The 26,031-nt window shown below is 59.5% G+C and carries 23 protein-coding genes; 12 read left to right on the top strand and 11 right to left on the bottom strand.

Annotated elements, in window-relative coordinates; translation table 11 throughout:
* Window positions 1-149 precede the first annotated feature (149 nt).
* From H4V98_RS17120 to H4V98_RS17110, 3 genes are all read left to right on the top strand, one after another.
* Window positions 150-1,082 (top strand): DMT family transporter, encoded by a 933-nt coding sequence (locus H4V98_RS17120; protein ID WP_280757861.1) that lies wholly within the window; start codon window positions 150-152, stop codon window positions 1,080-1,082.
* A 77-nt stretch (window positions 1,083-1,159) separates the two neighbouring features.
* The gene (locus H4V98_RS17115) at window positions 1,160-1,954 is read left to right on the top strand and encodes an SDR family oxidoreductase (protein ID WP_196864083.1); all 795 of its coding nucleotides are present in this window, start codon (window positions 1,160-1,162) and stop codon (window positions 1,952-1,954) included.
* Window positions 1,951-2,673: a rhomboid family intramembrane serine protease gene (locus H4V98_RS17110; protein WP_280757757.1), complete on the top strand. Its 723-nt coding sequence runs from the start codon at window positions 1,951-1,953 to the stop codon at window positions 2,671-2,673. Before H4V98_RS17115 ends, H4V98_RS17110 begins: the two co-directional genes overlap by 4 nt.
* On the opposite strand, the gene H4V98_RS17105 is transcribed toward H4V98_RS17110, so the two are convergent.
* From H4V98_RS17105 to H4V98_RS17095, 3 genes are all read right to left on the bottom strand, one after another.
* Window positions 2,611-4,812 carry a S8 family peptidase gene (locus tag H4V98_RS17105; protein WP_196864085.1) on the bottom strand — a complete coding sequence of 734 codons (2,202 nt, stop codon included), beginning with the start codon at window positions 4,810-4,812 and terminating at the stop codon, window positions 2,611-2,613. The two genes, H4V98_RS17110 and H4V98_RS17105, sit on opposite strands and share 63 nt — an antisense overlap.
* A 108-nt stretch (window positions 4,813-4,920) precedes the next feature.
* The gene (locus tag H4V98_RS17100; protein ID WP_196864086.1) at window positions 4,921-5,364 is read right to left on the bottom strand and encodes a hypothetical protein; all 444 of its coding nucleotides are present in this window, start codon (window positions 5,362-5,364) and stop codon (window positions 4,921-4,923) included.
* 110 nt (window positions 5,365-5,474) lie between these two features.
* On the bottom strand, window positions 5,475-6,374 hold the full coding sequence (locus H4V98_RS17095; protein ID WP_196864087.1) for a DMT family transporter: 900 nt from the start codon (window positions 6,372-6,374) through the stop codon (window positions 5,475-5,477).
* 139 nt (window positions 6,375-6,513) lie between these two features.
* On the opposite strand from H4V98_RS17095, the gene H4V98_RS17090 reads away from it, so the two are divergent.
* From H4V98_RS17090 to H4V98_RS17080, 3 genes are all read left to right on the top strand, one after another.
* Complete coding sequence (locus H4V98_RS17090; protein ID WP_196864088.1) at window positions 6,514-7,509, top strand: quinone oxidoreductase; 996 nt, start codon at window positions 6,514-6,516, stop codon at window positions 7,507-7,509.
* Between the two features lie 127 nt (window positions 7,510-7,636).
* Complete coding sequence (locus tag H4V98_RS17085; protein WP_280757756.1) at window positions 7,637-9,088, top strand: DUF1800 domain-containing protein; 1,452 nt, start codon at window positions 7,637-7,639, stop codon at window positions 9,086-9,088.
* Window positions 9,089-9,106: 18 nt separating this feature from the next.
* On the top strand, window positions 9,107-10,522 hold the full coding sequence (locus H4V98_RS17080) for a DUF1501 domain-containing protein (protein ID WP_196864090.1): 1,416 nt from the start codon (window positions 9,107-9,109) through the stop codon (window positions 10,520-10,522).
* Between the two features lie 149 nt (window positions 10,523-10,671).
* On the opposite strand, the gene H4V98_RS17075 is transcribed toward H4V98_RS17080, so the two are convergent.
* A complete protein-coding gene (locus H4V98_RS17075; RefSeq protein WP_196864091.1) occupies window positions 10,672-12,330 on the bottom strand; it encodes a Na/Pi cotransporter family protein in 1,659 nt (552 codons plus the stop codon).
* 528 nt (window positions 12,331-12,858) lie between these two features.
* On the opposite strand from H4V98_RS17075, the gene H4V98_RS17070 reads away from it, so the two are divergent.
* Window positions 12,859-13,263 (top strand): RNA-binding protein, encoded by a 405-nt coding sequence (locus tag H4V98_RS17070; RefSeq protein ID WP_196864092.1) that lies wholly within the window; start codon window positions 12,859-12,861, stop codon window positions 13,261-13,263.
* A 489-nt stretch (window positions 13,264-13,752) separates the two neighbouring features.
* Here H4V98_RS17070 and lspA read toward each other — a convergent pair whose 3' ends face one another.
* The 3 genes from lspA to H4V98_RS17055 form a co-directional block, all read right to left on the bottom strand.
* On the bottom strand, window positions 13,753-14,217 hold the full coding sequence (lspA, locus tag H4V98_RS17065; RefSeq protein ID WP_196864150.1) for a signal peptidase II: 465 nt from the start codon (window positions 14,215-14,217) through the stop codon (window positions 13,753-13,755).
* A gap of 74 nt (window positions 14,218-14,291) precedes the next feature.
* Window positions 14,292-17,141, bottom strand: a complete 2,850-nt coding sequence (ileS, locus tag H4V98_RS17060; RefSeq protein WP_196864093.1) for an isoleucine--tRNA ligase — start codon at window positions 17,139-17,141, stop codon at window positions 14,292-14,294.
* Window positions 17,142-17,264: 123 nt separating this feature from the next.
* Window positions 17,265-18,275 (bottom strand): bifunctional riboflavin kinase/FAD synthetase, encoded by a 1,011-nt coding sequence (locus H4V98_RS17055; RefSeq protein WP_196864094.1) that lies wholly within the window; start codon window positions 18,273-18,275, stop codon window positions 17,265-17,267.
* Window positions 18,276-18,433: 158 nt separating this feature from the next.
* Here H4V98_RS17055 and H4V98_RS17050 point away from each other — a divergent pair, with 158 nt between their 5' ends.
* On the top strand, window positions 18,434-18,991 hold the full coding sequence (locus H4V98_RS17050) for an HNH endonuclease (RefSeq protein WP_196864095.1): 558 nt from the start codon (window positions 18,434-18,436) through the stop codon (window positions 18,989-18,991).
* 79 nt (window positions 18,992-19,070) lie between these two features.
* A complete protein-coding gene (locus H4V98_RS17045; protein ID WP_196864096.1) occupies window positions 19,071-20,015 on the top strand; it encodes a bestrophin family protein in 945 nt (314 codons plus the stop codon).
* A gap of 66 nt (window positions 20,016-20,081) precedes the next feature.
* Here the strand turns inward: H4V98_RS17045 and H4V98_RS17040 are convergent, their stop codons facing one another.
* Genes H4V98_RS17040 through H4V98_RS17030 form a run of 3 tightly spaced genes read right to left on the bottom strand, consistent with a single transcriptional unit; the run spans window position 20,082 to window position 23,121 of the window.
* Entirely contained in the window at window positions 20,082-21,197 is a 1,116-nt protein-coding gene (locus H4V98_RS17040; protein WP_196864097.1) for an acyl-CoA dehydrogenase family protein, read from the bottom strand.
* Between the two features lie 27 nt (window positions 21,198-21,224).
* Window positions 21,225-22,406, bottom strand: coding sequence for an acyl-CoA dehydrogenase family protein (locus H4V98_RS17035; protein WP_196864098.1), 1,182 nt, complete (start codon window positions 22,404-22,406; stop codon window positions 21,225-21,227).
* Window positions 22,407-22,458: 52 nt separating this feature from the next.
* Complete coding sequence (locus H4V98_RS17030) at window positions 22,459-23,121, bottom strand: YceH family protein (protein WP_196864099.1); 663 nt, start codon at window positions 23,119-23,121, stop codon at window positions 22,459-22,461.
* 18 nt (window positions 23,122-23,139) lie between these two features.
* Here H4V98_RS17030 and purN point away from each other — a divergent pair, with 18 nt between their 5' ends.
* Both purN and H4V98_RS17020 read left to right on the top strand, forming a co-directional pair.
* Window positions 23,140-23,727, top strand: a complete 588-nt coding sequence (purN, locus tag H4V98_RS17025; RefSeq protein ID WP_196864100.1) for a phosphoribosylglycinamide formyltransferase — start codon at window positions 23,140-23,142, stop codon at window positions 23,725-23,727.
* A 156-nt stretch (window positions 23,728-23,883) separates the two neighbouring features.
* The gene (locus tag H4V98_RS17020; protein WP_196864101.1) at window positions 23,884-24,438 is read left to right on the top strand and encodes a fasciclin domain-containing protein; all 555 of its coding nucleotides are present in this window, start codon (window positions 23,884-23,886) and stop codon (window positions 24,436-24,438) included.
* 3 nt (window positions 24,439-24,441) lie between these two features.
* On the opposite strand, the gene H4V98_RS17015 is transcribed toward H4V98_RS17020, so the two are convergent.
* The gene (locus tag H4V98_RS17015) at window positions 24,442-24,639 is read right to left on the bottom strand and encodes a hypothetical protein (RefSeq protein WP_196868288.1); all 198 of its coding nucleotides are present in this window, start codon (window positions 24,637-24,639) and stop codon (window positions 24,442-24,444) included.
* A gap of 20 nt (window positions 24,640-24,659) precedes the next feature.
* Between H4V98_RS17015 and H4V98_RS17010 the strand changes: the two genes are divergently transcribed.
* A complete protein-coding gene (locus H4V98_RS17010) occupies window positions 24,660-26,024 on the top strand; it encodes an esterase-like activity of phytase family protein (protein WP_196864151.1) in 1,365 nt (454 codons plus the stop codon).
* The last annotated feature ends 7 nt before the right edge of the window (window positions 26,025-26,031 follow it).

Raw genomic sequence — 26,031 nt, 5'->3', positions numbered from 1 at the left:
GGGGACTGGCCGGCCTTCGTCAATGACGTGGAGCGCCGCCCGAATGCTAGATGCCGCCCGCCGCCCGGCCCGTGCCAAACTTGGGGACTTGCGACATGCAAAATTTTTCGGTTGCCTAGCCGTCGTGAATAACACACACCTTGAACAATATTTCTGAATCAAATAGGCCTCCAGCGCAATCAGATAAAGCTCAAGTAGCTCCCAAAAGCATAGCAACAGGGTTGCTGCTGGCGAGTTTTGGCGCGATTGCCTTCAGCGGCAAAGCGATCATCGTCAAGCTGGCTTACCGCTATGGCGTGGATGCCGTCACGCTGATCATGTTCCGCATGCTGTTTGCGCTGCCAATTTTTGCACTGATGGCCTGGTGGGCCAGCCGGGGCAAGCCGCCGCTGACCCGCAAGGACTGGCTGGGTGTGGTCTGGCTGGGCTTTACCGGCTACTACCTGGCCAGTTTCCTGGACTTTGCCGGTCTGGCCTATATCAGCGCCTCGCTGGAGCGGCTGATTCTGTACCTCAATCCGACCCTGGTCCTGCTGCTGGGCCTGGTGTTTTACCGGCGGCGCATTGCGCCGCTGCACCTCATCGGCATGGGTATCAGCTATGCCGGCGTGGCCCTGGTCTTTGGCCACGAGATCAAGTTGCAGGGCAGCGAAGCCGCCTGGGGTGCGCTGCTGGTGTTCTTCAGTGCCATCAGTTATGCGCTGTACCTGGTGTACAGCGGCGAGATGGTCAAGCGCCTGGGCTCGATGCGTCTGGTCGGCCTGGCCACCAGCGTGGCTTGTTTGTGCTGCTTGCTGCAATTCGTTTTGTTGCGCCCCATGAGCGCCGCAGTGGTGGCGCCCGAGGTGATCTGGCTGTCATTGCTGAACGCCACACTGTGTACCGCCGTGCCGGTGCTGATGGTGATGATGGCGATTGAACGCATCGGCGCCAGCCTGGCCGCCCAGACCGGCATGATCGGCCCGCTGTCCACCATACTGATGGGCGTGGTCATTTTGGGCGAGCCGTTCACCGCATGGGTAGCTGCCGGCACAGTGCTGGTGATTGCCGGGATTTTTGTCTTCACGCGGGCGGCGCGCTAGCTTTTACAGATCAACGCCAAAGGGCCAGACTTCGTATCATGGAAGTTTTTGGATCTCACGCTTTTTAAGGAATCAACATGGATTTGGGAATTGCCGGTAAATATGCGCTGGTCTGCGGCGCCAGCAAAGGCTTGGGCTTTGGCTGCGCACAAGCGCTGGTGCGCGAAGGCGTGCATGTGCTGATCGTGGCACGCGGCGCCGAAGTGCTGGAAGCGGCGGCCAATAAATTGATAGCTGACAACGCTCGGCCAGCAAGCGCTAACGTGCAATTTGTGGCTGCAGACATCACCACGGTCGAAGGCCGCGCTGCTGTATTCGCGCTGCGCAAGGAATTCGATATCGTGGTCACCAATGCCGGCGGCCCGCCAACCGGCGACTTTCGTGACTGGGACCGGGACGCCTGGATCAAGGCGGTCGATGCCAACATGCTCACTCCCATCGAGCTGATCAAGGCGACGGTCGATGGCATGGCCGCGCGCGGCTTTGGCCGCATCGTCAACATCACTTCCAGTTCAGTCAAGTCACCGATTGACATCCTGGGCCTGTCCAACGGTGCGCGCAGCGGCCTGACCGGTTTTGTCGCTGGCGTGGCCCGCACCCAACTCGCCGCGCAAGGCGTGACGATCAATAACCTGCTGCCCGGCAAGTTCGACACCGACCGCATTGCCACCACCGTGCGCGCCGCGTCCGAAAAGTCAGGCAAGAGCGTGGAAGAAATCCGCCGCACGCAGCAGGCGCAAATCCCTGCAGGCCGCTACGGCACACCCGATGAGTTCGGTGCCATCTGCGCTTTCCTGTGCAGCCAGCAGGCGGCCTATATGACAGGCCAGAACGTGCTGGCCGACGGCGGGGCGTTTCCGGGAACGTTTTGAAGTTTCGGACTGTGGCTGCCAGCGCAGCGGTAAGTCGATCTTTGGCAGGTCGGCCGACGGGCAATGCCATGGAACTGCTGGGTTTTGCTGTTTTTTTCGTGGTGGTCATGCTTGGGTTGCAGTTCTGGCCAGGGGCGTCTGAGCACTTTCGATTTTCGAGGGACAGCTTTGAGCAGGGCGCGTTCTGGCGGCTGGTCACTTCGCAATGGGTGCATTTGAGCGGCTGGCATGCCGCGGGCAATGTGTTTGCGTTGGTGGCAATCGTTTTTGCAAGCGGATCGTGGGTTCGCTGGCGGCTTCAGCTGCTGGCGTTGTGCGGTGGTTATGCCGGCGTGGCGCTTGTGGTTGCGCTTGATCCGAACTGCAGTTACTACGCCGGGGCTTCCGGGGCATTACACGGGTTACTGGCTGGCAACGCCGTGAGCATGGCGTGGACGGCCTGTCCGTTTAGCCAACCCGAGGACAGCATGATTGATGCGGCCACAGCATCTGCGACACGCTTGACCTGCATTGCTGCCCTTGCCGTGCTGGGCGTCATGGCCTTGAAACTCTGGCTGCAAATAGACAGCACACGAGAAGCGCCGCTGAACGGATGGAGCTTTCCGGTTTACCACCCGGCCCACGTGGCGGGGGCGCTAGGTGGCATGGGAATGGTGTTATTTTTTATGGCCGCCCGTGCCGTGCTGGCGACCAAAGTAAAGTCCAAACCCAGTCAGTGACAACAGGGCAAAAACATCAAGCCAACTCATCGCTCCGCCGCCGCCACTACCACTACCACTGCTGGCTTCTGCTGTTGTTGTAGTAGTAGTAACAGGTGCTTTGACAGTGATCGACACCGTTTGCGGAACCCCGCTGAAAATGCCGTCATTCGGCGTAATGGTGAACGTATAGCTCCCCGCGGGGCCGGCCTCATTCCAGGTGAACATGCCAGTGGCCGGATCCAGGCTGGTGCTCGCAGGCAGACCGCTGGCTACAAACACCACAGGATTATTTTCTGTATCAGTAGCCGCAGCGGTAAAGCTCAGGTTAGCGCCTTGCACCACAATTTGAGCTGGAATCGGAACAAGAACCGGCGCGGTGTTGGACATGAAGGTGATTTGATTCGAGGCGGTTAATCCAGCACCATCAGTGACTTTTACCTTGAACGTGTAGCTGGCCCCAGGAGCAGGAGCGACAAAGGAAGTGCTGGAGGTCGTGTCGCTGGCCAGGTTCACGGCAGGACCTGCAAGTTGCGTCCATTGGTAGCTGAAGTTCGTGTTGCCGCTGGTTCCCGCCAAGGCGTTCGCCGAGAAGCTGATGGTCGATCCCGTGGTTCGAACACCAACCAGATTGGGTGATGCGGCTACTGTGGGCGCCATCGAGTTGAGGCGGTCGATGGCGGCCTTGGCATCGACCAGGCCGGCGCCGCAGTCGGTGCGGGTCGTGCAAAACGTGCCTGCCGGATACGACCGGGCCGAGTTGGTCATTACCGAGCTCAAAGTGTCCGGTGTGATCGCGGGTTGCAGGCTCGCCAGCAAAGCCGCGATCCCTGCCACGTGTGGCGCAGCCATGCTGGTGCCCTCGTATCCCGCGTAGCTGTCGGCACCAGGAACGGTAGTTCCTGTGTTCAGAGTGGAATACACCAATGCGCCATCACCCCGTATCAAGGAGCCGAACCCACCGCCAGGGCCGCTGATGGTAGTTCCTGGGCCGATATTGCTGTAGTTGGCGTTGTCGCCCAACTTGGTATGCGCGGTCACTGCGACCACGCCAGTGCAATTGGCGGGTGAACCGATGCCAATCAAGCCTTTGTTGCCCGTGGCAGCCACCACCACGCTACCAGCTGCGCGTACAGCATTGACGGTATCTTGGAAGGTGTTACCGCAAGAACCTGTGCCACCCAGGCTGAGGTTCAGCACCTTGGCCTTGTTGGGGTTGGCCGGAATACCGGGCACACTCAGCCCTGCGGCCCACTGCATGCCAGCGGCAATGTCAGAGGAAAAACCGCCACAGGTGCCAAGCGCGCGCACTGGAAGTATTTTGGCGTTGAACGCCACGCCCGCACCCCCCATACCGTTATTGGTGACTGCCGCAATCGTGCCGGCCACATGGGTGCCGTGCCAACTGCTGTTGCTGGAAGGTGAGCCTTTTGTGCAGGCGCCGGCCAATTCCCAATCTCCGGGGTCTAAAGCGTCGCTGTCGCGACCATCGCCGTCGTTGGCCTTGGCGAGGTCACTGACGAAGTCATAACCCGGCAAAATATTCGCAACCAAATCTGCGTGTGGCCTGTAACCCGTGTCAATCACAGCCACCACTACTCCAGCGCCCGTCGAACTGTCCCAGGCGGCCGGTAGGTTGGCTCCGCCGGGGGAAATCGCCGGGGCTTGGTAGTGCCACTGTTGACCCGATTGGTAGCTCGGATCATTTGGCATGAAGGAAGGATAAACAATTTCGTCAATTTCCGCATAGGCTACTGTCGGGTCTTGCTCTATTTGTTTGGCCAGCGCAAACAGTTCCGCACGGTTCAGTTTTTGGCCAGTGACGGCAACGTGTGTTTGTGACGTTACCGACTTCAAGTAAGACAAGCCCGCCGCACCCGCATTGACTGATTTCATTGCCGCGCTGGTATCCATCGTCTCCACCTGACTGCGCGCCGCATGAAAGTCAAACACGCCTGCGCGGGTGGTGGCTCCGTCCTTGAACTTGATGATCAGGCGGTTAAATTGGCGCTCGGTTTGCAGTGGTCCGGCAAATGCCGTGGCCTGTGCCTTTTGAAAGTTTTTGCCTGGCGGTGGCAACTGGGCTGTGGCTACGGCGCTAACCGACGCGATGGACAGCGCAATGGTGGTAACGCCAAAATGTTTCGGTTTGATTTTCATTTTTGTTTCTTCAGGGAGCCAGGACGAAAAAAATGGTGCGTTTGCGTGTGGCTCGTCGCATGCTCAATGCACCGCAGATTCACTTCACTGCCGCCTGGTTGTGCAAATTCAGGAGGGTCGTGCCATGGCGTCTGCTTCGACCCGCAGTACCGACGGGATAGTTGCCAGGCTTCGCAGGACTTCAGCCTGGCTCTGGCCGTTCTGGGGCTCTACTTGATAAACATGGGTATCAAGCGACACGCTGGAGATGTACGCGATGCGTGCGTGAATATGCTGGGCAATGTCTTGTAAAAAAGCCTCGTCACTGTAAGGCACCCTTTGCCTGAATTTCACAATCACGCGCATAGGTTTTGCAATGTCTGAATCCACCGAATGAAGCAGCAAATCCTTTTGCATTGGAGGCGTTGCAAAAGCTGAATTGCTAGAACTGCATGCACTCAGTGCCACCGAAGCTAAAGAAATTGCAGCGATAGTCCCCCACATTCGAAAGTAGGAAAATCCTTTTTTCGACCGATATTTACAGCCTTCAACTTTGTAAATACATGCTTTCATATTTTTTATTATTAATTAAAAAGTTAAATTAGGAGCAATATGTAATATAAAAAAAAGGTATTTAGCCCTTCAACACAGTGCACTCAAAATCCGGGAATGCAGCGCTAACCTCAGAGCCGCGACGACACCACGATTCCGCCGACGATCATCAAAAAAGCCAGCCCATGGTAGAGGTGCGGCAACTCGCCCAGAAAGGCCGCTGACAGCAGCGCGGCGAAGAGCGGCGTGAGGTTGGTGAAAAATCCTGCAATCGCCGGCCCGACCCGCTGCATGCCCAGTCCCCAGCAGCGATAGGCCATGATGGCCGGTCCGATGGCGATATACAGCAGCGCCGCCGCCAGCGGCCAACCCCATTGAATGCGCGCGTCCACCAGCGCCCATTCACCTGCGGCGAACAAGCCTGACCAGCCCAGGCCAAACAAGACCTGTGCGATCAAAAAGGCAGCCCAGCTGCTGCGAAGCTCAGACGGCTCCATAGGCTGTGCTAGCAACCAGCTGTAAAACGCCCAGGCCAGCGTGGCCAGCAGTACATAGATGTCACCCGGCACCAGGCGCACTTCCAGCAACAACGACCACTGGCCGCGCGACAGCACCACCAGCACCCCGGCCACCGACAGCAGCGCCCCGGCTGCCTGTTGGCGCGACACGGGTTTTCCAAAAAAGACAGCGCCCACCACCAGCATCCATACCGGAATGCTGGACGCCACCAGCGTCACGTTGAGCGGTGTCGAGGTCTGCAGCGCCAGGTATTGCAGCGAGTTGTAGCAGCCGATGCCCAGCAGGCCGAGCATGGACAGGCGCTTCCATTGCGCCCACATGCTGCTCCCCGGGCGCAGCACCTGCCAGGCCAGTGGCAGCAAGATGGCGAACGCCAGCGTCCAGCGCAGGAAGTTCAGCGTCATCGGCGGAATCAGCGTATGAACCAGGCGGCCGACCACTGCGTTGCCAGCCCACAGCAGGGGCGGCAGCGTCAGCAGCAGGGCGGTGGCGGGGGTCAGGCGTTGATTCATGGTCGTGACTTTACCAATCTGCGTGGCGGTTTCTGCACAGGCGTTTGGCGCGCAGCGCCCGTCAGCGGCGGGCGGCGATTCGTGTCACCATGGCGGCTCAGCGCCTCTCTGACTCAACGACCACTCCAAGGAATACCTGATGACCGTCATGACCTCCCAAGCCGTCCGCATCGACCAGCACGGCGGCCCCGAAGAACTCAAGCTGGTGGAGGTGCAGGTGGGTGAACCAGGCCCCGGTGAGATCCGCATCCGTCACAAGGCCATCGGGCTGAACTTCATCGACGTGTACCAACGCAGTGGTCTTTATCAGTTGCCGATGCCGCTGCAGCTTGGCATGGAAGCGTCGGGCATTGTCGACGCCGTTGGCGAGGGCGTGACGCATCTGCAGCCCGGCGACCGCGCCGCCTATGCGAGCCAGCCACCGGGCAGTTACTGCGAAGTGCGCGTCATGCCGGCCAAATGCGTGTGCAAGTTGCCCGACGCGATTTCCTTCGAGACCGGCGCGGCCATGATGCTCAAGGGCCTGACTGCGCAATACCTGCTGCGCCGCACCCAGCCGCAGGGCGGGTTGACAGCGGGTGATTTTGTGCTGTTTCACGCTGCTGCCGGCGGTGTCGGCCTGATTGCCTGCCAGTGGGCCAAGGCCATGGGACTGCAACTGATCGGAACGGCCGGCTCGGATGAGAAATGCACGCTGGCAAAAGAACATGGCGCGGCGTTTGTCATCAACTATGCAAAAGAAGATTTTGTCGCCCGCGTCAAGGAAATCACCAACGGTCAAGGCGTGAAAGTGGTTTATGACTCGGTTGGCAAGGACACGTTCGACCGTTCACTCGACTGCCTGCGGCCCTTCGGACTGATGGCGAGTTTTGGCAATGCGTCCGGCCCTGTCGCGCCTTTTTCGCCCGGCATTCTTGGCCCCAAGGGGTCGCTGTATGTGACGCGCCAGACATTGTTCAGTCACATCACCACGCGCGAAAGCACGCAGGAAATGGCCGACGACCTGTTCGCGATGGTCGTCAGCGGCAAGGTGAAGATCCGCATCGACCAGCGCTTTGCACTGGCCGATGTGGCCGAGGCGCATCGGGCGCTGGAAGCGCGCAAGACGACGGGCTGCACCATCCTGACGCTATAGCTGCGTCATTTCAGTGCTTGAAGGCCGCGCTGGAAGCGGTTCAGCGCCTGCGGTAAATCTGTGTAAAGCTGTTTTTTAATGTAACGTTTACAGCTGCCCGTGCGTTAAATGCTGGCAGGAGATTTACATGCACAACCCTTTCATCGCAAGCCGCCTGGTAACAGCCACCATTGCTGCTCTGACCAGCCTGATGGCAAACGCACAAACCAGCCCCTTGCCTCTCGGTATAACCGACAGTGCACCTCCTGCCGTATGGCGCGCCACCTCGCGGCTGTGGTATGCCCCCACGCCTGACCAGACGGCAGCCATGGCACCCCGGACATGGGCATTGAGCCAGATTGATGCGGCCTATGCCGCCAGCCAGCAGGCACCGGCCATTCCGCCCGAACTGGCCCGGATCAATGCGCCTCTGGGTGACATTGCGCGTGACTTTCAGGCGGAACGCGAGTCCCGCAAAATCTTGCGGGCGCAGGCCGTGCCCGATGCTTCCGGCCAAATTCCGCTTTCACCACCGGCAGCCGATGCACCCGTGTTCAGCCGCGACATGGCGCAAAGTGCGGCCGCCTGGCGCGTCATGGCCTGCAGTGATCCAGCGCTGGAAAACCCCTTGCTGGCGCGCATGACCGAGTTCTGGTTCAACCACCTGAATGTGTTTGTTGGCAAAGGCAATGTGCGGCCGTTTGTCGGGCATTACGCAGTGAATGTCATCCGCGGCCATGCGCTGGGTCGTTTCGAGGACTTGCTGCTCGCCAGCGCCCGGCATCCGGCCATGCTGTATTACCTCGACCAGGCGCAAAGCAACAGTCGCGGCCTGAACGAAAACTATGCACGCGAGTTGATGGAATTGCACACGCTGGGCGTGGGCGGCGGCTACACGCAAAACGATGTGCATGAACTGGCGCGTATCCTGACCGGCTGGACGGTCAACCTGCGGGACGGTGAAGGTTTCCGGTTTGCCGAGCGGCTGCACGACAAGGGCGACAAGACTTTTTTGGGCCGGCCTTACACCAACCAGGGCCAGCAGGAAGGCGAGGACGCCATCCGCTTTCTGGCACGCCAACCGGCGACGGCGCAGCGGGTGTCAGAACGTCTGGCGACTTTTTTTGTGGCAGACAAGCCACCTGCCGCCTTGGTCGCGCGCTTGCGCCAAACCTTTCTGGCCAGCCAGGGCGATATGCGCGCGGTGATGCGCACCCTGGTGTCGTCGCCTGAATTCTGGGCCGCAGACAACCAGCTTTTCAAAACCCCGATGGACTTTGCCTGCTCGGCACTGACCGCCGGCGGCGGCGTGAAAGACCGGCGCGACGTGACGCAAACCCTGGGTTTTCTGGCGCAGGCCGGCCAGCCCATGCACGGCTGGCCGACCCCCGACGGTTACAAAACCGACGCCGCCACCTGGCTGGCCCCCGAAGCCCTGACGCGCCGAGCCGACTTTGCCATGGGGCTGGCTGCGCGCATTGCCGAGCCGGTGTACCTGAATGCTTTTTTGAGCCCGGCCACACAAGAGCGTATTGCCCGTGAGCCGGCAAAAATCCGCACGGGCCTGATGCTGAGCAGCCCCGACTTCATGCGCAAATAAACCAGGAACGTTCCCACCATGAACACCTCAATTTCTTCAGTAGAAGCCATGCTGCGCCGCCGCAGCCTGCTCGGTCTGGGCGCGCTGTCCGCGCTGGCACTCTCGAGTGTTTCGCACCCGGTGTGGGCGCAGCCCGCACCAAGGGGAGGAAAGTCGGTAGCTGGCGGCGGTCGGCTGGTGGTGGTTTTCCTGCGCGGCGCCTACGACGGCCTGTCGGCTTTTGTGCCTTACGCCGACGCGAACTACTACGCCATCCGTCCCAATATCGCGATTTCAGCGCCTGACGGCACGGCGCAAACGGCCCTGAGGCTCGACAACACCTTTGCACTGCATCCTGCGTTGGGCTCCCTGCTGCCCTTATGGCAACAGGGCGTGCTCGGCTTTGTGCCGGCGGCAGGCCTTCCGGTACCGAACCGGTCGCATTTTGATGCCCAGTACCAGATGGAAATTGCCAGGACAGGCAAAACCAGCAGTTCGCCGGGCTGGCTCAACACAATGGCCGAACTTGAGGGCCGGACGGGCAATGCCGTTGATGCATCCGGCAACGACAGCGCCGTGGCGATTGGTGTCGGCGAAGCCAATCCGGTCATTCTGGGCGGACCGGCTCCCGTCAAGTTGATTCCACGCGGCCAGGCCGCAGAGAAAACCGGTGTGCTGGCCAACGACAAGACGCGCCAGGCCCTGCTGGACCTGTATGGCGGCAATGACAGCCTGAGCATGGCGTTCCGGCAAGGTGCGGACAGTCGCATGCAAAGCGCAAAAGAACTGGCATCCGAAAAAGTGATGGCCGATGCAAGCCGTGATATGGCCATGCAGCCCGCCCAGCGCATGCCAGACCGCGGCCTGGACCGTGACGGCGCGCCGGCCAACCTCCAAATGCGGTCAGCGCAAATGGTTGCCGCCAGCAACGGCGCGCCTGACCCCGTCGGGTTGCAACTTGATGCGCAGCATCTGGGCACCCTGATGCGCAACGACCGCAGTCTGCGACTGGGTTTTTTATCTGCCGGCGGCTGGGACACCCATGCCAGCCAGGGCGCTGCCACCGGGCAACTGGCCAACAACCTGGGCAATCTGGCGCGTGGCATTGCGCAGCTGCGGCAGGTGTTTGCAGAACCCGGCGATGTCATCGTGGTGATGAGCGAGTTTGGTCGCACCAGCGCCGAAAACGGCACGCGCGGCACCGACCATGGTTTTGGCAATGCCTTGTGGCTGATTGGCAATAACGTGGCGGGCGGGCGCTGGCATGGCGATTGGACCGGGCTGGCCCATGGCAACCTCAATGAAGGACGCGACCTGCCGGCGCACCACGATTACCGCGCCGTGCTGGCGCAGGTGCTGCGTCGCACCTTTAACCTCGGTGATTCCCAGCTGGCGAATGTTTTGCCGAACAGCAATTGGGACCGTCGGCTGGATGGATTGCTGAAAAAGGCCTGAGTGCGGCAGCGCATCGGCCCGCACCGGGTTGGTAGCCGGTCTGATACGCAAACAAGCCCCGGAAAAGGACCTCACAAAGAAAATATTAATGAAAAAGCCTTCTTGCGCAATAGCAGCGAGCGTAAGCCGCTATTAAAAAAGAAGCAGGTTCAAGCTTTGTCCAGCAGCGCAGTTGGCCGCAGCCGGTTAGGGGCCAGCGCACCGGCCGAATCGAGGATCGGGTAGGCAATCGAGCAGATGTGCGAGTTGATGCGTTTGAGGTCGCTGATCAGGTCAATGTGCAGCGAGCTGGTTTCCTGGCTTTGCAATGTGTTGGCCGACAGCCGACCCAGATGGCTGGTGGCGTAGGCGCGCTCCAGGTCGCGAAAGCGCGCTTTTTCTTCGAGCAGCTTTTGCGCATCGCGCACGTTGCCATTCAAAAACACGCTCATGCCCAGGCGCAGGTTGTCAATCAGCCGCTCATGCAGCTCGACAATTTCGGCCATGCCGGCTTCTGAAAACTGCCGGCGCGGCTTGATCTTCTTGTCCTCGATGTCGAGCAGCACCCGCTCGATGATGTCGCCGATCTGCTCCATGTTGATAGTGAAGCTGATGATGTCGGTCCAGCGCCGGCTTTCCTCCTCGTCCAGCGCTTCGCGTGAGATTTTGGTCAGGTAGTACTTGATCGCCGAGTACAGTGCATCGACCGTGTCGTCCATCTTGCGCAACGCTTCAGCGAGTTTCAAATCGTCCTTGCGGATCACTTCCAGCATGCCACGCAACATGGTTTCCACCATGTCGGCCTGGTACAGCGCTTCCCGGGCGGCGCAGGAAATGGCCAGCGAAGGCGTGGCCAGGGCCGACGGGTCCAGATGCGGCAGCCGGTTGCCGATGCTGCTTTTTGGCGGCGTGGGCAGCAACTTTTGAACCCAGCCGGCGATGACCTGTGTCCAGCCGATGAACGCTATTCCTACCAGCAGGTTGAAGGTCAGGTGAAACATCACCACCACACTGGCCGGCTCGCCCAGATACGGCCGTGCATGACGCAGCCACAGGCCGACAAAAGGCGCGGCCATGGTCACGCCCAGCACCTTGAACATCAGGTTGCCCAGCGGCACCCGCCGCACCTCGATGGCCGAGCGCGCCGTGGTGATCACTGCCAGCAAGCCGCTGCCCAGGTTGGCGCCCAGCACCAGTCCCAATGCCACATCGCTGGCAATCACATTGGTGCTAACCAGCGTGGCCGTCAGCAAGACCACGGCCAGGCTTGAATAGGACACCACCGCCAGAAAAGCCCCTACGGTGATTTCAAGCAGCAAGTCGCTGCCCAGCGATTCCAGCAGCGCCCGCACGGCAGGTGCCTGGGTCAGCACTTGCGTGGACACGCTGACCAGTTTGAGCGCCATCAGCATCAAGCCCAGTCCGATCAGCACCCGGCCAAAACGGCCTGCATTGGTCTCAGGCCGCGATATGAAAAGTACCACCCCCACGAAAATGCACAGCGGCGACAGCCAGGACAGATCGAACGAAAACACCACCGCCATCAGGCTGGTGCCAACGTCGGCACCGAGCATCACGGCCAGCGCCAGTGGCAGCGACACAAGGCCCTGGCCGACAAAGGAGGAAACGATCAGCGACGTGGCAGTGCTCGACTGCACCAGCGCAGTCACGCCGACGCCGGACAATGCCGCTGTGAACCGGTTGCTGATGCTGCGCGCCAGTATCTGGCGCAAGTTTGCGCCAAACACGCGCAGGATACCGGTGCGCACCAGGTGCGTTCCCCATACCAACAGGGCAATTGCGGCCAATAAATTCAAAAGATGCTTCATAGACTTCAGGTTGGTCGCAGCGTTCTAGTTTCCTCCTCAAATGTGGCTTGGCACATATGGTGGATAAATTATGTTATCGCAGGCCAGCAAATGTTTCGGTGGGTGTGGCGCAATTGGGTCGGTTTGCATACGCAATGCCTGCACTCGACAAGTCGCAATGACTGACGCCGTGCATTCATGCCATAAGTGCGCTCATGGTCGTAAAAGACGCCCAAGGCACAAAATTGAAGCGTATAAATATCAACTGGGCAGCAGGGCAAAACTCTTCCTGACCATCGACAGCATTCATGTGTCGCAGGGTTATGAATGCGGTAACGCTAAAGTTTCAAACCCTGCAATGCACGCAAAGAACTTTTTGTTTGTAGGGCCTTGGGTTTCGTGACGCATAATCAGGGGGTGCGCGCAGGAAATCTACGTGCTCAGGACAGGTGATCGGTTCGTTTCGCGCGCTACGGCGGTACTTTTCGGGTGTGTTGTGCTTTCGGGACCCAATCGCTTTTGTTTTTATGTGTTTTTAAGGAGTCCCCCATGGGCAACAAACTTTACGTCGGCAACCTGCCATACACGGTTCGTGACGAAGATCTGCAACAGTCTTTTGGCGAATTTGGTTCTATCACCAGCGCCAAAGTCATGATGGAGCGCGACACCGGCCGCTCAAAAGGCTTTGGTTTCGTCGAAATGGGCAGCGATGCCGAAGCGCAAGCTGCAATCGCCGGCATGAACGGCCAGTCGCTTGGCGGCCGCAGCATCACCGTCAATGAAGCCCGTCCAATGGAGGCACGTCCTCCACGTACCGGCGGCTTCGGCGGCGGTGGCGGCGGCTACGGTGGTGGCGATCGTTCCGGCGGTGGCGGCTACGGCGGCGGCGGCGGTGATCGCTCCGGCGGTGGCGGCTACGGCGGCGGCGGCGGCGGCGGTCGCGGCGGCTACTAAGCCCTGCAACCCGCAGTCAACGGCAGCAATGCCGTTACGCAACAGCTTTCTCGGTCTTGCACTGAGCAAAGTAAAAAAGGCTCCGAAACTTAGGTTTTTGAGCCTTTTTTGTTTTGTAAAAAAAACCGTGTTACCGAAGTTGCCTTGTTAGAATTTGATGAGAAACAGGACAGGCCACCCGGATGGAAAGGTGGGCCTGAGCGCCGTGGAACTACACGCTTGAGACCATCTTCACGAAATCGCTAGAGCGAAATCAACCTGACTGGAAAAGCCAGTCAGGTTGATTTCGCTCTAAAAATTCACGCGAGCCCATGAAGCAGAAGTGCGCGGGTTGCCCAACGGCGCTGTTATCAGACGTTGCCTGTACGGCGGAAATTTCATTGGCCAGGACTTCGCGATTCGGCGCATTGACGGCGACCAGCTGTTCGCTTCAACTGTCCAGTCATCCTGCCGCCACGTACGGCAAGGTGACGCACTGAGAAATGAAGCTTATTTGGCCCGGCGCACCCTTAGCAGCTCATCAAGAATCAGACAGATGGCACCGATGGTGATGGCGCTGTCAGCTACATTGAACGCCGGAAAATGCCAGTTGCCGTAGTGGAAATCCAGAAAATCCACCACGTAACCGTGCAACGTGCGATCAATTACATTGCCAATAGCGCCGCCCAGAATACAGGCCATGGCAAACGAAAACAATTTTTGTCCCGGATGCGATTTGAGCATCCAGACAATGAACACTGCCGCCGCCACGCCGATACCGGTAAAAAACCAGCGCTGCCAGCCTGATGCGGAGGCCAGGAACGAAAAAGCTGCGCCGGTGTTGTGCACCCGAACGACGTTGAAAAAGCTGGTGATGTAGGTCGCATCGCCCAGCCGGTAGTAGCCCAGAATCAGCACCTTGGTGAACTGGTCGGCGATCAGCAAAATCAGCGCCAGGCCGAGCCACGGAAGCATGGCGGTCGTGGTGGACGTTTTCTTGAAGCTTGTCCGGCTGCCTGTTCCGGCCTTGGGCGCTATGCGGGTGGCCATTATGCGAACTTCCTGTCTTCGCCCAAGCCAAACAGATTGTTGGTGCATCGGCCGCAGATCGTCGGATGCGCCGGGTCAATGCCGACATCACTCCGGTAATGCCAGCAGCGCTCGCATTTGGTGTCAATACTGGTGCTTACGCTCGCCTGTATTTCGTCCCCAGCTATTAATTCAATAGCAGAAGTGATGAACACGAACTTCAGGTCATTGCCCAGGCTGGCCAGCAGTGCATGGTCGTCGGCGTTGACTTGCAGCGCCACATTGGCCTGCAATGATGAACCCACCTTGCCGTCGGCGCGCAGGGTCTCGATGTCCTTGTTGACCGCGTCACGCAGCTCGCGGATGCGTGACCATTTGGCCAGCAGCGTCGCATCAGGCGCAGGGAATTTGGCATAGGTTTCGATAAAGATCGATTCCGACATACCAAAAATTTTCCAGGCCTCCTCGGCTGTAAAGCTCAGGAACGGCGCCATCCAGCGCAGCATGGCATGCGTGATCTGGTGCAGCGCAGTCTGCGCACTGCGCCGGGCCAGCGACTTGGGGCCGGTCGTGTAGAGCCGGTCTTTCAGGATGTCGAGGTAGAACGATCCCAGGTCCTCGCTGCAGTAGATTTGCAGTTTGCTGACCACCGGGTGAAATTCATAGACCTCGTAATGCGCCAGGATGTCGGCTTGCAACTGCGATGCACGGCTCAGGGCGTAGCGGTCGATTTCCAGCATCTCGTCGAATGGAACAGCGTCCCGCACCGGGTCGAAGTCGCTGACGTTGGCCATTAAAAAACGCAGCGTGTTGCGGATGCGGCGGTAGGCATCCACCACGCGCGCCAAGATCTTGTCGTCAATCGCCAGGTCGCCCGAATAATCGGTCGAGGCGCACCACAGGCGGATGATCTCGGCGCCCAGCTTGCCGCTGACGGCTTGTGGCGCGACCACATTGCCTTCGCTCTTGCTCATCTTGCGGCCCTTGCCGTCTACGGTGAAACCGTGCGTCAGCAGGCCCTTGTAGGGTGCGCTGTCGTACATGGCGCAGGCGGTCAGCAGCGACGAGTGGAACCAGCCCCGGTGCTGGTCATGGCCTTCGAGGTACAAATCCGCCGGCCAGCCTGACTGCACGTTATGGCTGTGGCGCAGCACATGGTCGTGCGTCGTGCCCGAGTCAAACCACACGTCCAGAATGTCGTTGACTTTGGTGTACTGAGCGGCGTCGGCTTCGCCCAGTATGTCGACGGTGCTGACCTTGCTCCAGGCTTCCACGCCGCCGGCAGCGACCATGTCGGCCGCCTGGTCCATGATTTCCATGGTGCGCGGGTGCAGCTCGCCAGTGGCAGTGTGCAGGAAAAACGGCAACGGCACGCCCCAGTTGCGCTGGCGGCTGATGCACCAGTCGGGCCGTCCGGCAATCATGCTTTGCAGGCGCAGCTTGCCGTTTTCCGGGTAGAAGCGGGTGTCGCCGATGGCTGCCAAAGCCAGCTGGCGCAGGGTTTTCTCGGCTTTGTCACTGGCGAAAACGCCTTGCGTACCCGGCGTTTCTGCGTCCATGCGAATGAACCACTGCGCGGCGGCCCGGTAGATCACCGGCGTCTTGTGGCGCCAGCAGTGCGGGTAGCTGTGAACGATGTCGTGTGTGGCGAACAGCCGGCCATGCTCGCGCAGCTTGTCGATCACCAGCGGCGCGGCTTTCCAGATGTTCAGGCCGCCAAAGAACGGCAGTTCATCGACATAACGGCCATTGCCCTGAACCGGGTTCAGGATGTCGTCCGTGGCAATGCCGTTGGCGACGCAGGAGTTAAAGTCTTCCACGCCATAAGCCGGCGAGGAATGCACGATGCCGGTGCCGTCGTCGGCGGTGGCGTAGTCGGCCACAAAGACCGGGCTCAGACGGCGGTAGCTGTAGTTGCCGCCCTCATCGCCCACGTCATGAAACGGATGCTGGAAGTTCAACAGCGCCAGGTTCTTGCCCTGCGTCGTGGCCAGCACGATGCCGGTGAGTTGGAAACGCTCCAGGCATTTCTCGACCAGTACAGAAGCCAGCAGCAAGATACCGCGTTCGGTATCGACCAGGGAGTAGTCCAGCTCCGGGTTCAGATTCAGCGCCTGGTTCGCCGGAATGGTCCAGGCGGTGGTGGTCCAGATGACCGCAAATGCATCTTTTGCCAAGCTTTCAAGTCCAAAGGCGGCGGCAAGCTTTTCCGGCTCGGCGCATTTGAAGCCGACATCGAGCGTCTGCGATTTTTTGTCAGCGTATTCGATCTCGAACTCGGCCAACGACGAGGTGCAGTCGAAACACCAGTACACAGGTTTCAGACCGCGGTAGACAAAACCGCGTTCGATGATGCGTTTGAGCGCGCGGATCTCATTCGCCTCGTTGCCGAAATCCATCGTGCGGTAGGGGTTGTCCCATTCGCCGAGCACGCCCAGGCGCTTGAAGTCGGCCATTTGGCCGGCGATCTGCTCGGTGGCGAAGGCGCGGCTCTTGGCCTGAACTTCGTCGCGCGGCAGGCTGCGGCCATGCAGCTTTTCAATCGCGTTTTCAATCGGCAGGCCGTGGCAGTCCCAGCCCGGCACATACACGGCGTCCAGCCCCTTGAGCTGGCGCGCCTTGACGATCATGTCCTTCAGGATCTTGTTGACCGCGTGACCGATGTGGATCTGCCCGTTGGCATACGGCGGGCCATCGTGCAACACAAACTTTTCAGCACCGCAGCGCGCGGCACGCAGCTTTTTGTAAATGCCTTTGTCTTCCCATTCCTGGGTCCAGCCAGCCTCGCGCTTGGGCAGGTCGCCGCGCATAGGGAAGGACGTATCAGGCAGGTTCAAGGTGCTGCGGTAATCGGTTTTTTGGTCAGACATGGGGGTACTTTGATAGCGCTTTTAGGGGAGGGCGGCCTGAAGTGGCCCAGACGCAGGGCAGGACAGAAGGCGCGCCGTTTGCAGACAAAAAACAAAGGGCGAAGGCGGTCGCGTCGGGATCGTCTAAATTCGGTCGCGCATGGTCTGACGGGTGGTTTCGAGTTGCATCGAAATGAAGAATGCCCGTGCGTCGTCGCAGTCTTTGGTGATGCCTGTTGTCAGGCTGTCAAGACCGTCGTATTTCAATTCATCGTGCAGTTTATGTAGCAATTCCACGCGGATGATTTTACCGTACGCACCTTCCGCGCCAAGGCTGGCTGGCCAGTCGAGGCAATGCGTTTCCAGCAGCACGCGGCCACCGTTGACATCGTCTGGATTGATCGAGGGCCTGATGCCCAGATTGGCCACGCCTTGCAGGGGCTGGTTGTCCAGGCCATACACCAGTACTGCAAAAATTCCACTGGCTGCCGGTTTCCAGTGTGCAAAGCGCAGGTTGAGCGTGCGAAACCCCAGGTCGCGCCCCAGCTTGCGCCCGTGCACCACATGGCCCGAAATGCTGTAAGGCCGTCCCAGCAGGCTGCCAGCACGGGCCATGTCGCCCTGCGCCAGCGCATCGCGAACCGCCGAACTGGACACGCGCGTCTGGCTCACTTGATAGCTGTTCATTCGCGCCACATCGAACCCCAGCCGGTTGCCGGCAGCGTCGAGCATTGCATAGTCGCCGGCGCGCCTCAGGCCAAAGCGGAAGTCGTCGCCTACCAGTACATAGCGCGCGCCCAATCCCTTGAGCAGCACTTCCTCGATGAATCCTTCGGGCGGCTGGGATGCCAGCAGGGCGTTGAAAGGCAGGATCACGCACTGGTCAATGCCGCAGCGGTCGAGTTCGCCCAGCTTGTCACGCAAGGTGGCAATGCGTGCAGGCGCCAGTTCAGGCTTGCGGGCAAGGGCTGCAAAATAGTCGCGGGGGTGTGGCTCGAAGGTCACGGCGCAACTGGGAACGCCCCGGTGCCGCGCCTCGTTTTTCAGCAGGGCCAGCATGGCCTGGTGGCCCCGGTGGACGCCGTCGAAATTGCCAATGGTCAGGGCGCACTCGGATGCCAGCTGAAGATGGTGGTGGCCTCGAAAAATTTTCATGCAAGAGATTATCGTTTTTATAGCGCCACGGCCCGGCGGTTAAAGCAGCAAAGGCTGGAAATGTTGATGAAGCGGTTTTCACACCTGTTTCATCATTTCACTGTATATTGATTCATTGCCCGTATACCGTCGTGTTTCCATGTTCATGGAGGTTCGTTTTGAAGGTTCTGAAACTCTCAGCCCAGGGATTGCCCCAAGCCTGGATCAGCCTTGAACTCGCCGTGCTGCATTACGCCGCCGACGAAGTGCGCTGGGAAACGGGCGCGCGCGTCGCCACCTTCCATGGCGGGCACAACGCCATCACGGGCGAGCAGTCGATCATTCATGTCAACAGCATCATTGGCACCAAGGGTGTCCCCAACATCAACCCCTTCGACCTGGTGCCGGGGCTGACCAACAGCAAGCTGTTCATCCGTGACCGCAACGTGTGCGCCTACTGCGCCCATCATGTAGGCGAGGACGACCTGACGCGCGAGCACATCATCCCGTTGGCGCAGCGCGGCGTGGACAGCTGGATGAACGTGGTCACTGCTTGCCGCGCCTGCAACCACCGCAAGAGCAACCGCACGCCCGAGCAGGCCCACATGCCTCTGCTTTATACGCCCTATGTGCCCAGCCTGTGGGAAGACTTCATCTTGCGCAACCGCCGTATTCTGGCCGACCAGATGGAGTTCTTGATCGCACACGTTCCCAAGTCCTCGCGCCTGCTCAATTGATGCGTAACAGGTTCTGAACCAAAGCGCTTTGCGTCATGGTGCTATGGTTAAATAAGGGTTTTCCCTTCCTGACTTTTTTATGATCGTTCGTGATCGGCCTTCCGGCATCCGGCTTTTCCTTGTGGTGCGTGGCTCGATCCTGAAGCGGATCCGGTTCTCTTTGTTGGCCAACACGCTCAGTGCGGTTGTGGTGACGGTGGTGCATGGCAACTTTTTTGCACTCAAGATCACACTGACGACAATTCCGTTCACCCTGATGGCGTTGCCACTGGCCATTTTTCTGGGCTTTCGCAACTCGGCTGCCTATGACCGCTATTGGGAAGGGCGCAAATTGTGGGGCGAGCTGGTGCTGCGCTGCCGTTCGCTGTCCCGGCAGTGCCAGAGCTTTATCCAGCCGGTTTCAGACATATCTGCCCAGATGCCCGATGTGGTGGCGGCGCGCCAACGTATGGTGTATCGGACCATTGCCTTTGTGCATGCCCTGCGCCTGCAATTGCGCGACCAGAGCGATTACAGCGAAATCCGGCGATGGGTGCCCCAGGCTGAGTGGTCGCAACTTCAGACCGTATCCAACAAGCATGACCGGCTGGTTCTGGAAATGGGCAAGGAACTGGGGCAATGCCAGCGCCGGGGCTGGATCGACCCCTGCCTGGCCGTGACCCTTGACAACACCTTGTCGGCTCTGAACGCGGCGGCGGCCTCTTGCGAGCGCATCAAAAGCACGCCGATTCCTTTTTCCTACACATTGCTGCTGCACCGCACGGCTTATCTGTATTGTTTTTTGCTGCCATTCGGACTGGTTGATACGATCGGCTTCATGACACCGTTCGTCGTTGCCATCGTCGCCTACACCTTCTTTGGACTGGATGCACTGGGCGATGAGATCGAGGAGCCGTTTGGCATGGAAGCCAACGATTTGCCGCTCGATACATTGTGCCGGGCAATTGAGATCAATCTGCTCGAATCGCTGGATGAAACAGAGTTGCCAGCCCAACTGCAGCCGGTCAACTATTGCCTGACCTGACCTGACCTGACCTGACTTTGGACAACAGGGCATTTGCGCCCCATCTTCAGCCAGGCCAGAGGGTTGTCAGGCGAACACGCCCGCCGTGTCCTGCATGCGGCTGGAGACTTCACCCAGTTGGTGCAGCGTGTCACCAAAGCTCATTTCGAGCTGCGTCAGCTTCTTGAAGTAGTGGCTGACGATGTATTCGTCCGTCACACCAATACCGCCATGCAGCTGCACAGCCTGCTGGCTGACAAAACGCATCGACACGCCCAATTGGTACTTGGCCCGGGCCATCGCACGGCGGCGTTCGTCTGCTGGCGAATTGAGCTTGAGCGACGCGTAGTAACTCATGGATCGGGCCAGTTCGAGCTGCATCTTCATGTCGGCCACGCGGTGACGCAATGCCTGAAAGCTGCTGATGGTCACGCCGAACTGCTTGCGCGTGTTCATGTACTCGACCGTAACTGCCAGTGCCCGGTCCATCACGCCGACGGCTTCGGCGCAGGTGGCGGCGATACCGATGTCGATGGCGTGCGCCAGCGCTTCCAGTCCGTCCAGCGTGAGCAACGTGGCAGCCGCGTTTTCCAAGGTGAGGTCCGCGGCGCGGGCGCCGTCTTGGGTGCCATAGCCGCGCGTCGTGACGCCGGTTGCCGTGCGTTCCACCAGAAACAGCGCCATCTGGCCGTCGGCCATCGCGGGAACGATGAAGGCATCGGCCTGGTCACCGGCAGGCACTATGCTTTTTATAGCTGTCAGTGCCCATCCGCCTTGCGCAGAAGCCGCTTTTGCTTCACATTTATCGAAATGGTAGCGCGCGGCGCGCTCTTGATACGCCAGCACGACAAGGCTTTCGCCCGACGCAATTTTCGGCAACCAGGCTGCTTTGACCGCTTGCGGCGCATGAGCGGACAGCACGCCGCTGGCAATCAGGGTTTGGGCGAAGGGTTCGAGCACAATGCCGCGCCCGAGTTCTTCCATGACGACCATGCCCTCGACCGGTCCCATACCGATGCCGCCGTCGTCCTCGGCAATGTAAAGGCCAGTCAGGCCCAGGTCGGCCAGCTCGCCGTAGGCTTCTCGTGAAAAGCCGCCGGCCTTGACGATGCTGCCGCGCCGTTCAAAGTCGTAGCCCTTGCCAACCCACTTGCGCGTGGCGTCGCGCAGCGATTCCTGGTCGTCGGAGAAATCAAAATCCATGATGTTTGTCCTTTAAATCTTGTTCACTCAACCGAGCGCGAACTGCGCGACGATGTTGCGCTGCACTTCGTTGGAGCCGCCGTAGATTGTTGTCTTGCGCATGTTGAAGTAGGTCGAGGCCAGCGGCGCATCGGCCACTGCGCCGCCAGGGAAGTCGCCTTGCCAGCCGGCTTCCATGGCTTCTTCGATGAACGGCAGGCTGAACGGGCCGGCTGCCAGCATCATGAGTTCGGCATAGCGCTGCTGGATTTCGCTGCCCTTGATCTTGAGCAGGCCGGCGATGTCGAGAGAGTTCTTGCCCGACTTGTCGGCCGAGAGCACGCGCAGCACCAGCATTTCAAGCGCCACCACATCGACTTCGAGCTTGGCGATTTCGTCGCGAAAGCGCAGGTCGTCATAGACGCCTTCGGTCTTGGCGATGCGCTTGAGGCGTTCAAGTTCGCGTTTGGAGCGGTTCACGTCGGCGATATTGGTGCGCTCGTGGCCGAGCAGGTATTTGGCGTAGGTCCAGCCCTTGTTTTCCTCGCCAACCAGGTTTTCTGCCGGCACTTCGACGTTGTCGAACCAGACCTCGTTCACTTCGCACTCACCGTCAAGCAGTTTGATCGGGCGCACCGTGACGCCAGGCGACTTCATGTCGATCAGCAGAAACGAAATGCCGGTTTGCGGCTTGCCTTCACTGGACGTGCGCACCAGGCAGAAAATCCATTCGCCATACTGACCCAGTGTGGTCCAGGCTTTTTGCCCGTTGACAATGAATTTGTCGCCTTGGCGCTCAGCCTTGCATTTGAGGGATGCCAGGTCGGAGCCCGCGCCTGGCTCGCTGTAACCTTGCGACCACCAGACCTCGCCGCTGGCGATGCCGGGCAAAAAGCGCTTATGCTGCTCGGCATTGCCGAAAGCCATGATGACGGGTGCCACCATCACCGGTCCAAAAGGCACGACACGCGGCGCTCCGGCCAGCGCGCATTCTTCCTCGAACAGGTGCTTTTGCACCGCGTTCCAGCCGGGGCCGCCAAATTCCTTGGGCCAGCCGTGGCCGAGCCAGCCTTTTTTGCCCAGGATTTTGGCCCAGCGCTGCATGTCGTCACGCGACAGGCGCAGGGCATTGTGAACCTTGTGCGAAATATCGGCCGGTAAGTTGGCATTGACCCAAGCGCGAATTTCTTCGCGAAAGGTTTGTTCTTCGGGGGTAAACGCTAAATCCATGGGTGGTGTCTCCAGTTATCTGATTTTTAGCACGGACGAGCGTGCCGACCTGTCAGGCCTGTGACAGCCCGAGTTCTTTATACAGGTGCGCCACCTGGCTTTCAAGCAATTCAATACGTTGTTGCATTCGTTCGGCCTGGCCCAGGGAAACCGGCTCGGTTTCCCGGTTGACCACCTCATCGCCTGTGCCGGCTTGTGAGTAGGACATTGGCAGTGATTCGCCACACAGCAAGTGCGCCCAGCGCTGCTCGCGGATGCCGGGCGCGCGCGCCAGTTGCACGACCATCAGCGCGCCGCTGTCGTCGCCGCGCGCTTTCAGTTCGGCCAGCGCGTCTTCCACGCTGGCGATGTCGGCAAACTTGTACCAGCGCTCGCTGCTCAGCCGCAACTCGCCTGGCGTCTGCGGGCCGCGCAGCATTAACAGGCCAAGCAGCACGGCCTGGGGCTCGCTCACGCCGAAGCCGCGCTGGAAATTGTGTTCGAATCGTGGCACGCGGCTGGAACTGGCCTCGAACACCAGGCTCTGCTTTTTCAGCGTGTCGATGGCGGCCTGCGCCTGGGCTTCGGTCAGGTCCATCACCGGGTCGCGGCTGGTTTTCTGGTTGCAGCCCAACACCAGCGTGTTGAGCGACAGTGGATAGCTGTCAGGAACGGTGCGTGCTTTTTCCATCAAGGTGGCGAGCACCCGGGCTTCGGGGGGAGTAAGTGGTCTCATGGGGATAATCTTAGAACAATGAAAAACATCGTTATCCTGATTTCTGGCAGCGGCTCGAACATGGCCGCGATTGCCCGCACTGCACAAAAAGAACATTGGCCCAACACCTTGGGCGTCCGGGTTGCCGCCGTCATCAGCAACAAGCCAGACGCTGGCGGCTTGACACTCGCCCGGAGCCTGGGCATTGCCACCAATGTGGTGAATCACCGCGACTTTGCGTCGCGCGAAACCTTCGATGCAGCCTTGATGTCGCGCATCGAAGCGCATGCGCCGCAACTGGTCGTGCTGGCCGGCTTCATGCGAATCCTGACGCCCGGCTTTGTCGCCCACTATGCCGGCCGGCTGATCAACATCCATCCGTCGCTTCTGCCGGCCTTTGCCGGCCTGCACACGCATCAGCGCGCCATTGACATGGGGTGCACGCTGGCGGGCACCACCGTGCATCAAGTGACCGCCGAACTGGACCATGGCCGCATCCTGGCGCAGGCAGCAGTGCCGGTACTGCCCTTTGACACGGCCGACACGCTGGCCGCCCGCATCCTGACGCAAGAGCACCTGATCTATCCGCAGGCGGTTCGGACCTTTTTTGCGCGCAGCCAGCCTTGATCTGAAAGATTGAATAAAGTCAAGTTGTTTCATTTTGTAAATGAATGAATCCAGATCGCCCTTGGCGCCGTATTCATTACAGCAGGTCGTGAATCCATCTTGATTCCGACAGGCGAGGAAGCTCAAACCACCTCAACTTCATTTCAAGGATCTAGCATGCAAACAAAACACAAATTCGCGTCTCTTGGCCTGGCCATGGCACTGTCGTTTTCGGCTATGCCGTCATTTGCTCAGGTGATGGTAGGCGGCGCTTCGATGTTGCCGACCAAGGACATCATCGACAACGCTGTCAACTCCAAGGACCACACCACGCTCGTCGCCGCCGTCAAGGCTGCCGGTTTGGTGGAAACACTGAAAGGCCCAGGTCCGTTCACCGTGTTTGCCCCCACCAACGCCGCTTTTGACGCACTGCCAGCCGGCACGGTCGACACCCTGCTCAAGCCTGAAAACAAGGCCATGCTGTCCGGCATCCTGACTTACCACGTCGTGGCCGGCAAGATGGACGCTGCTGCACTGACCAAGGCAATTGCTGCTGGCAAGGGCAAAGCAACGCTGAAAACCGTCGCTGGCGGTAACCTGACCGCCACCGCAAAGGGCGGCAAAGTCATGGTGATGGATGAAAAAGGCGGAACTGCCACTGTAACGATTGCTGACGTGATCCAGTCCAACGGCGTGATTCACGTTGTCGACAAGGTTCTGCTGCCCAAGTAAGCATTAATCAGTTGGCGCGCCGGCCTTGTGCCGGTTGCGCCAGGTGAAGGCCCGCAGGCGGTTCATACCCTCTGCGGGCCTTTTGCGTTTTTGTGCTGCGTGTGACCTTTGAACGATGCGATCGCTGGTTGTAATCAAGCCGTCACATGGGTTGCCCAAGATCAGCTTCTTTATTTCATAGAAACGCAAGCATGTTTTCATCTGGAATTTTCCTGCCCGCACTGACGCGCCCACTGTCATTCGCCATGGCGGCGATTGCTCTGGCTTCTTCATCCCTGTATGCGCAATCCGCTGAAGGCGCTGCGACTGAATTTCCGGCTACCTTGGCCGGTCATGCCGTGATGCCTGCGGCGTCTTTCATCGCGGCGCCTCAGGATGCGCCGCCAGATCTGAAAATCAGCGGAAAATTCACCACTGGCAAGCGTGTGGAGGCCGTCGGCACGGTCGAAGGACTGTCGGCCGGGCGTCCCACCGGCATGTCTTTGCCCTTTAAAGGCCAGCCCCTGCAAGGGCACTCGGGCATCAAGACCATGCCTGACGGCAGCTTTTGGCTGTTGACGGACAACGGGTTTGGCTCTAAGGCCAATTCGCCCGATGCCATGCTTTACCTGAGCCGCTATGCCGTTGACTTCAAGGGCGGCGCAATGAAGCGGCTGGAAACCATCTTCCTGCACGATCCCGACAAGAAAGTGCCTTTTCGTATCGTTCACGAAGGCAGCAAAAAACGTTACCTGACCGGCAGCGACTTTGACACCGAAAGCTTCCAGCTGGCGGGTGGCGCCTTGTGGATTGGCGACGAATTCGGACCATTCCTGATCAAGACCGACATGAAGGGCAAGGTGCTGGCAGTGTTTGACACGCTGGTCGACGGCAAGGTGGTGCGCTCGCCCGATCACCCGGCCATGACCACGCCGGGTGCGCCCGGCGGCGCGGTGGATTTCCAGGTGCGCCGTTCCAAGGGCTTTGAAGGCATGGCCGCTTCCAAGGACGGCAGCAAGCTTTATGCTTTGCTTGAAGGCGCGCTTTGGGATGCGGGCAGCAAGAGCTATGAAAACCTGCAAGGCAAGGACTATTTGCGCGTGCTGGAGTTCGACGTGAAAAGCGGGTCGTGGACCGGGCGCCACTGGAAGTACCTGCTGGAGGCTAACAACCACGCGATTGGCGACTTTAATATGATCGACGACACGACCGGTCTGATCATCGAGCGTGACAACGGCGAAGGCACGGCCGGCAAGGCCTGTCCCGAAGGCCAGAAGCGCACCGACTGCTTTCACGACATCGCCAAGTTCAAGCGCGTCTACAAGATCGAGATGAATGAGGCCAACGTCGGCGGCCCGTTGCGAAAAATCGGCTACATCGACCTGATGGCCATCGCCGACCCCGCCAAGCTGGCGCGTAAACCGCTGAACAACGGCGTGCTGACCTTTCCTTTCTTCACGATTGAAAACGTTGATGTGGTGGACAGCACCCACATCGTGATCGGCAACGACAACAACCTGCCATTTTCCAGCAGCCGCGAGCCCAACAAAGCCGACGATAACGAACTGGTGTTGCTGGAAGTCGGCAATTTTCTGAAGGCCAACTAACGTGCAG

The organism is Polaromonas sp. CG_23.6, from assembly GCF_029892315.1.
In the GTDB taxonomy this organism is placed as follows: Bacteria; Pseudomonadota; Gammaproteobacteria; order Burkholderiales; family Burkholderiaceae_C; genus Polaromonas.
The sequence above is the reverse complement of the archived record's forward strand: the minus strand, read 5'-3'. Positions and strand labels throughout refer to the sequence as shown.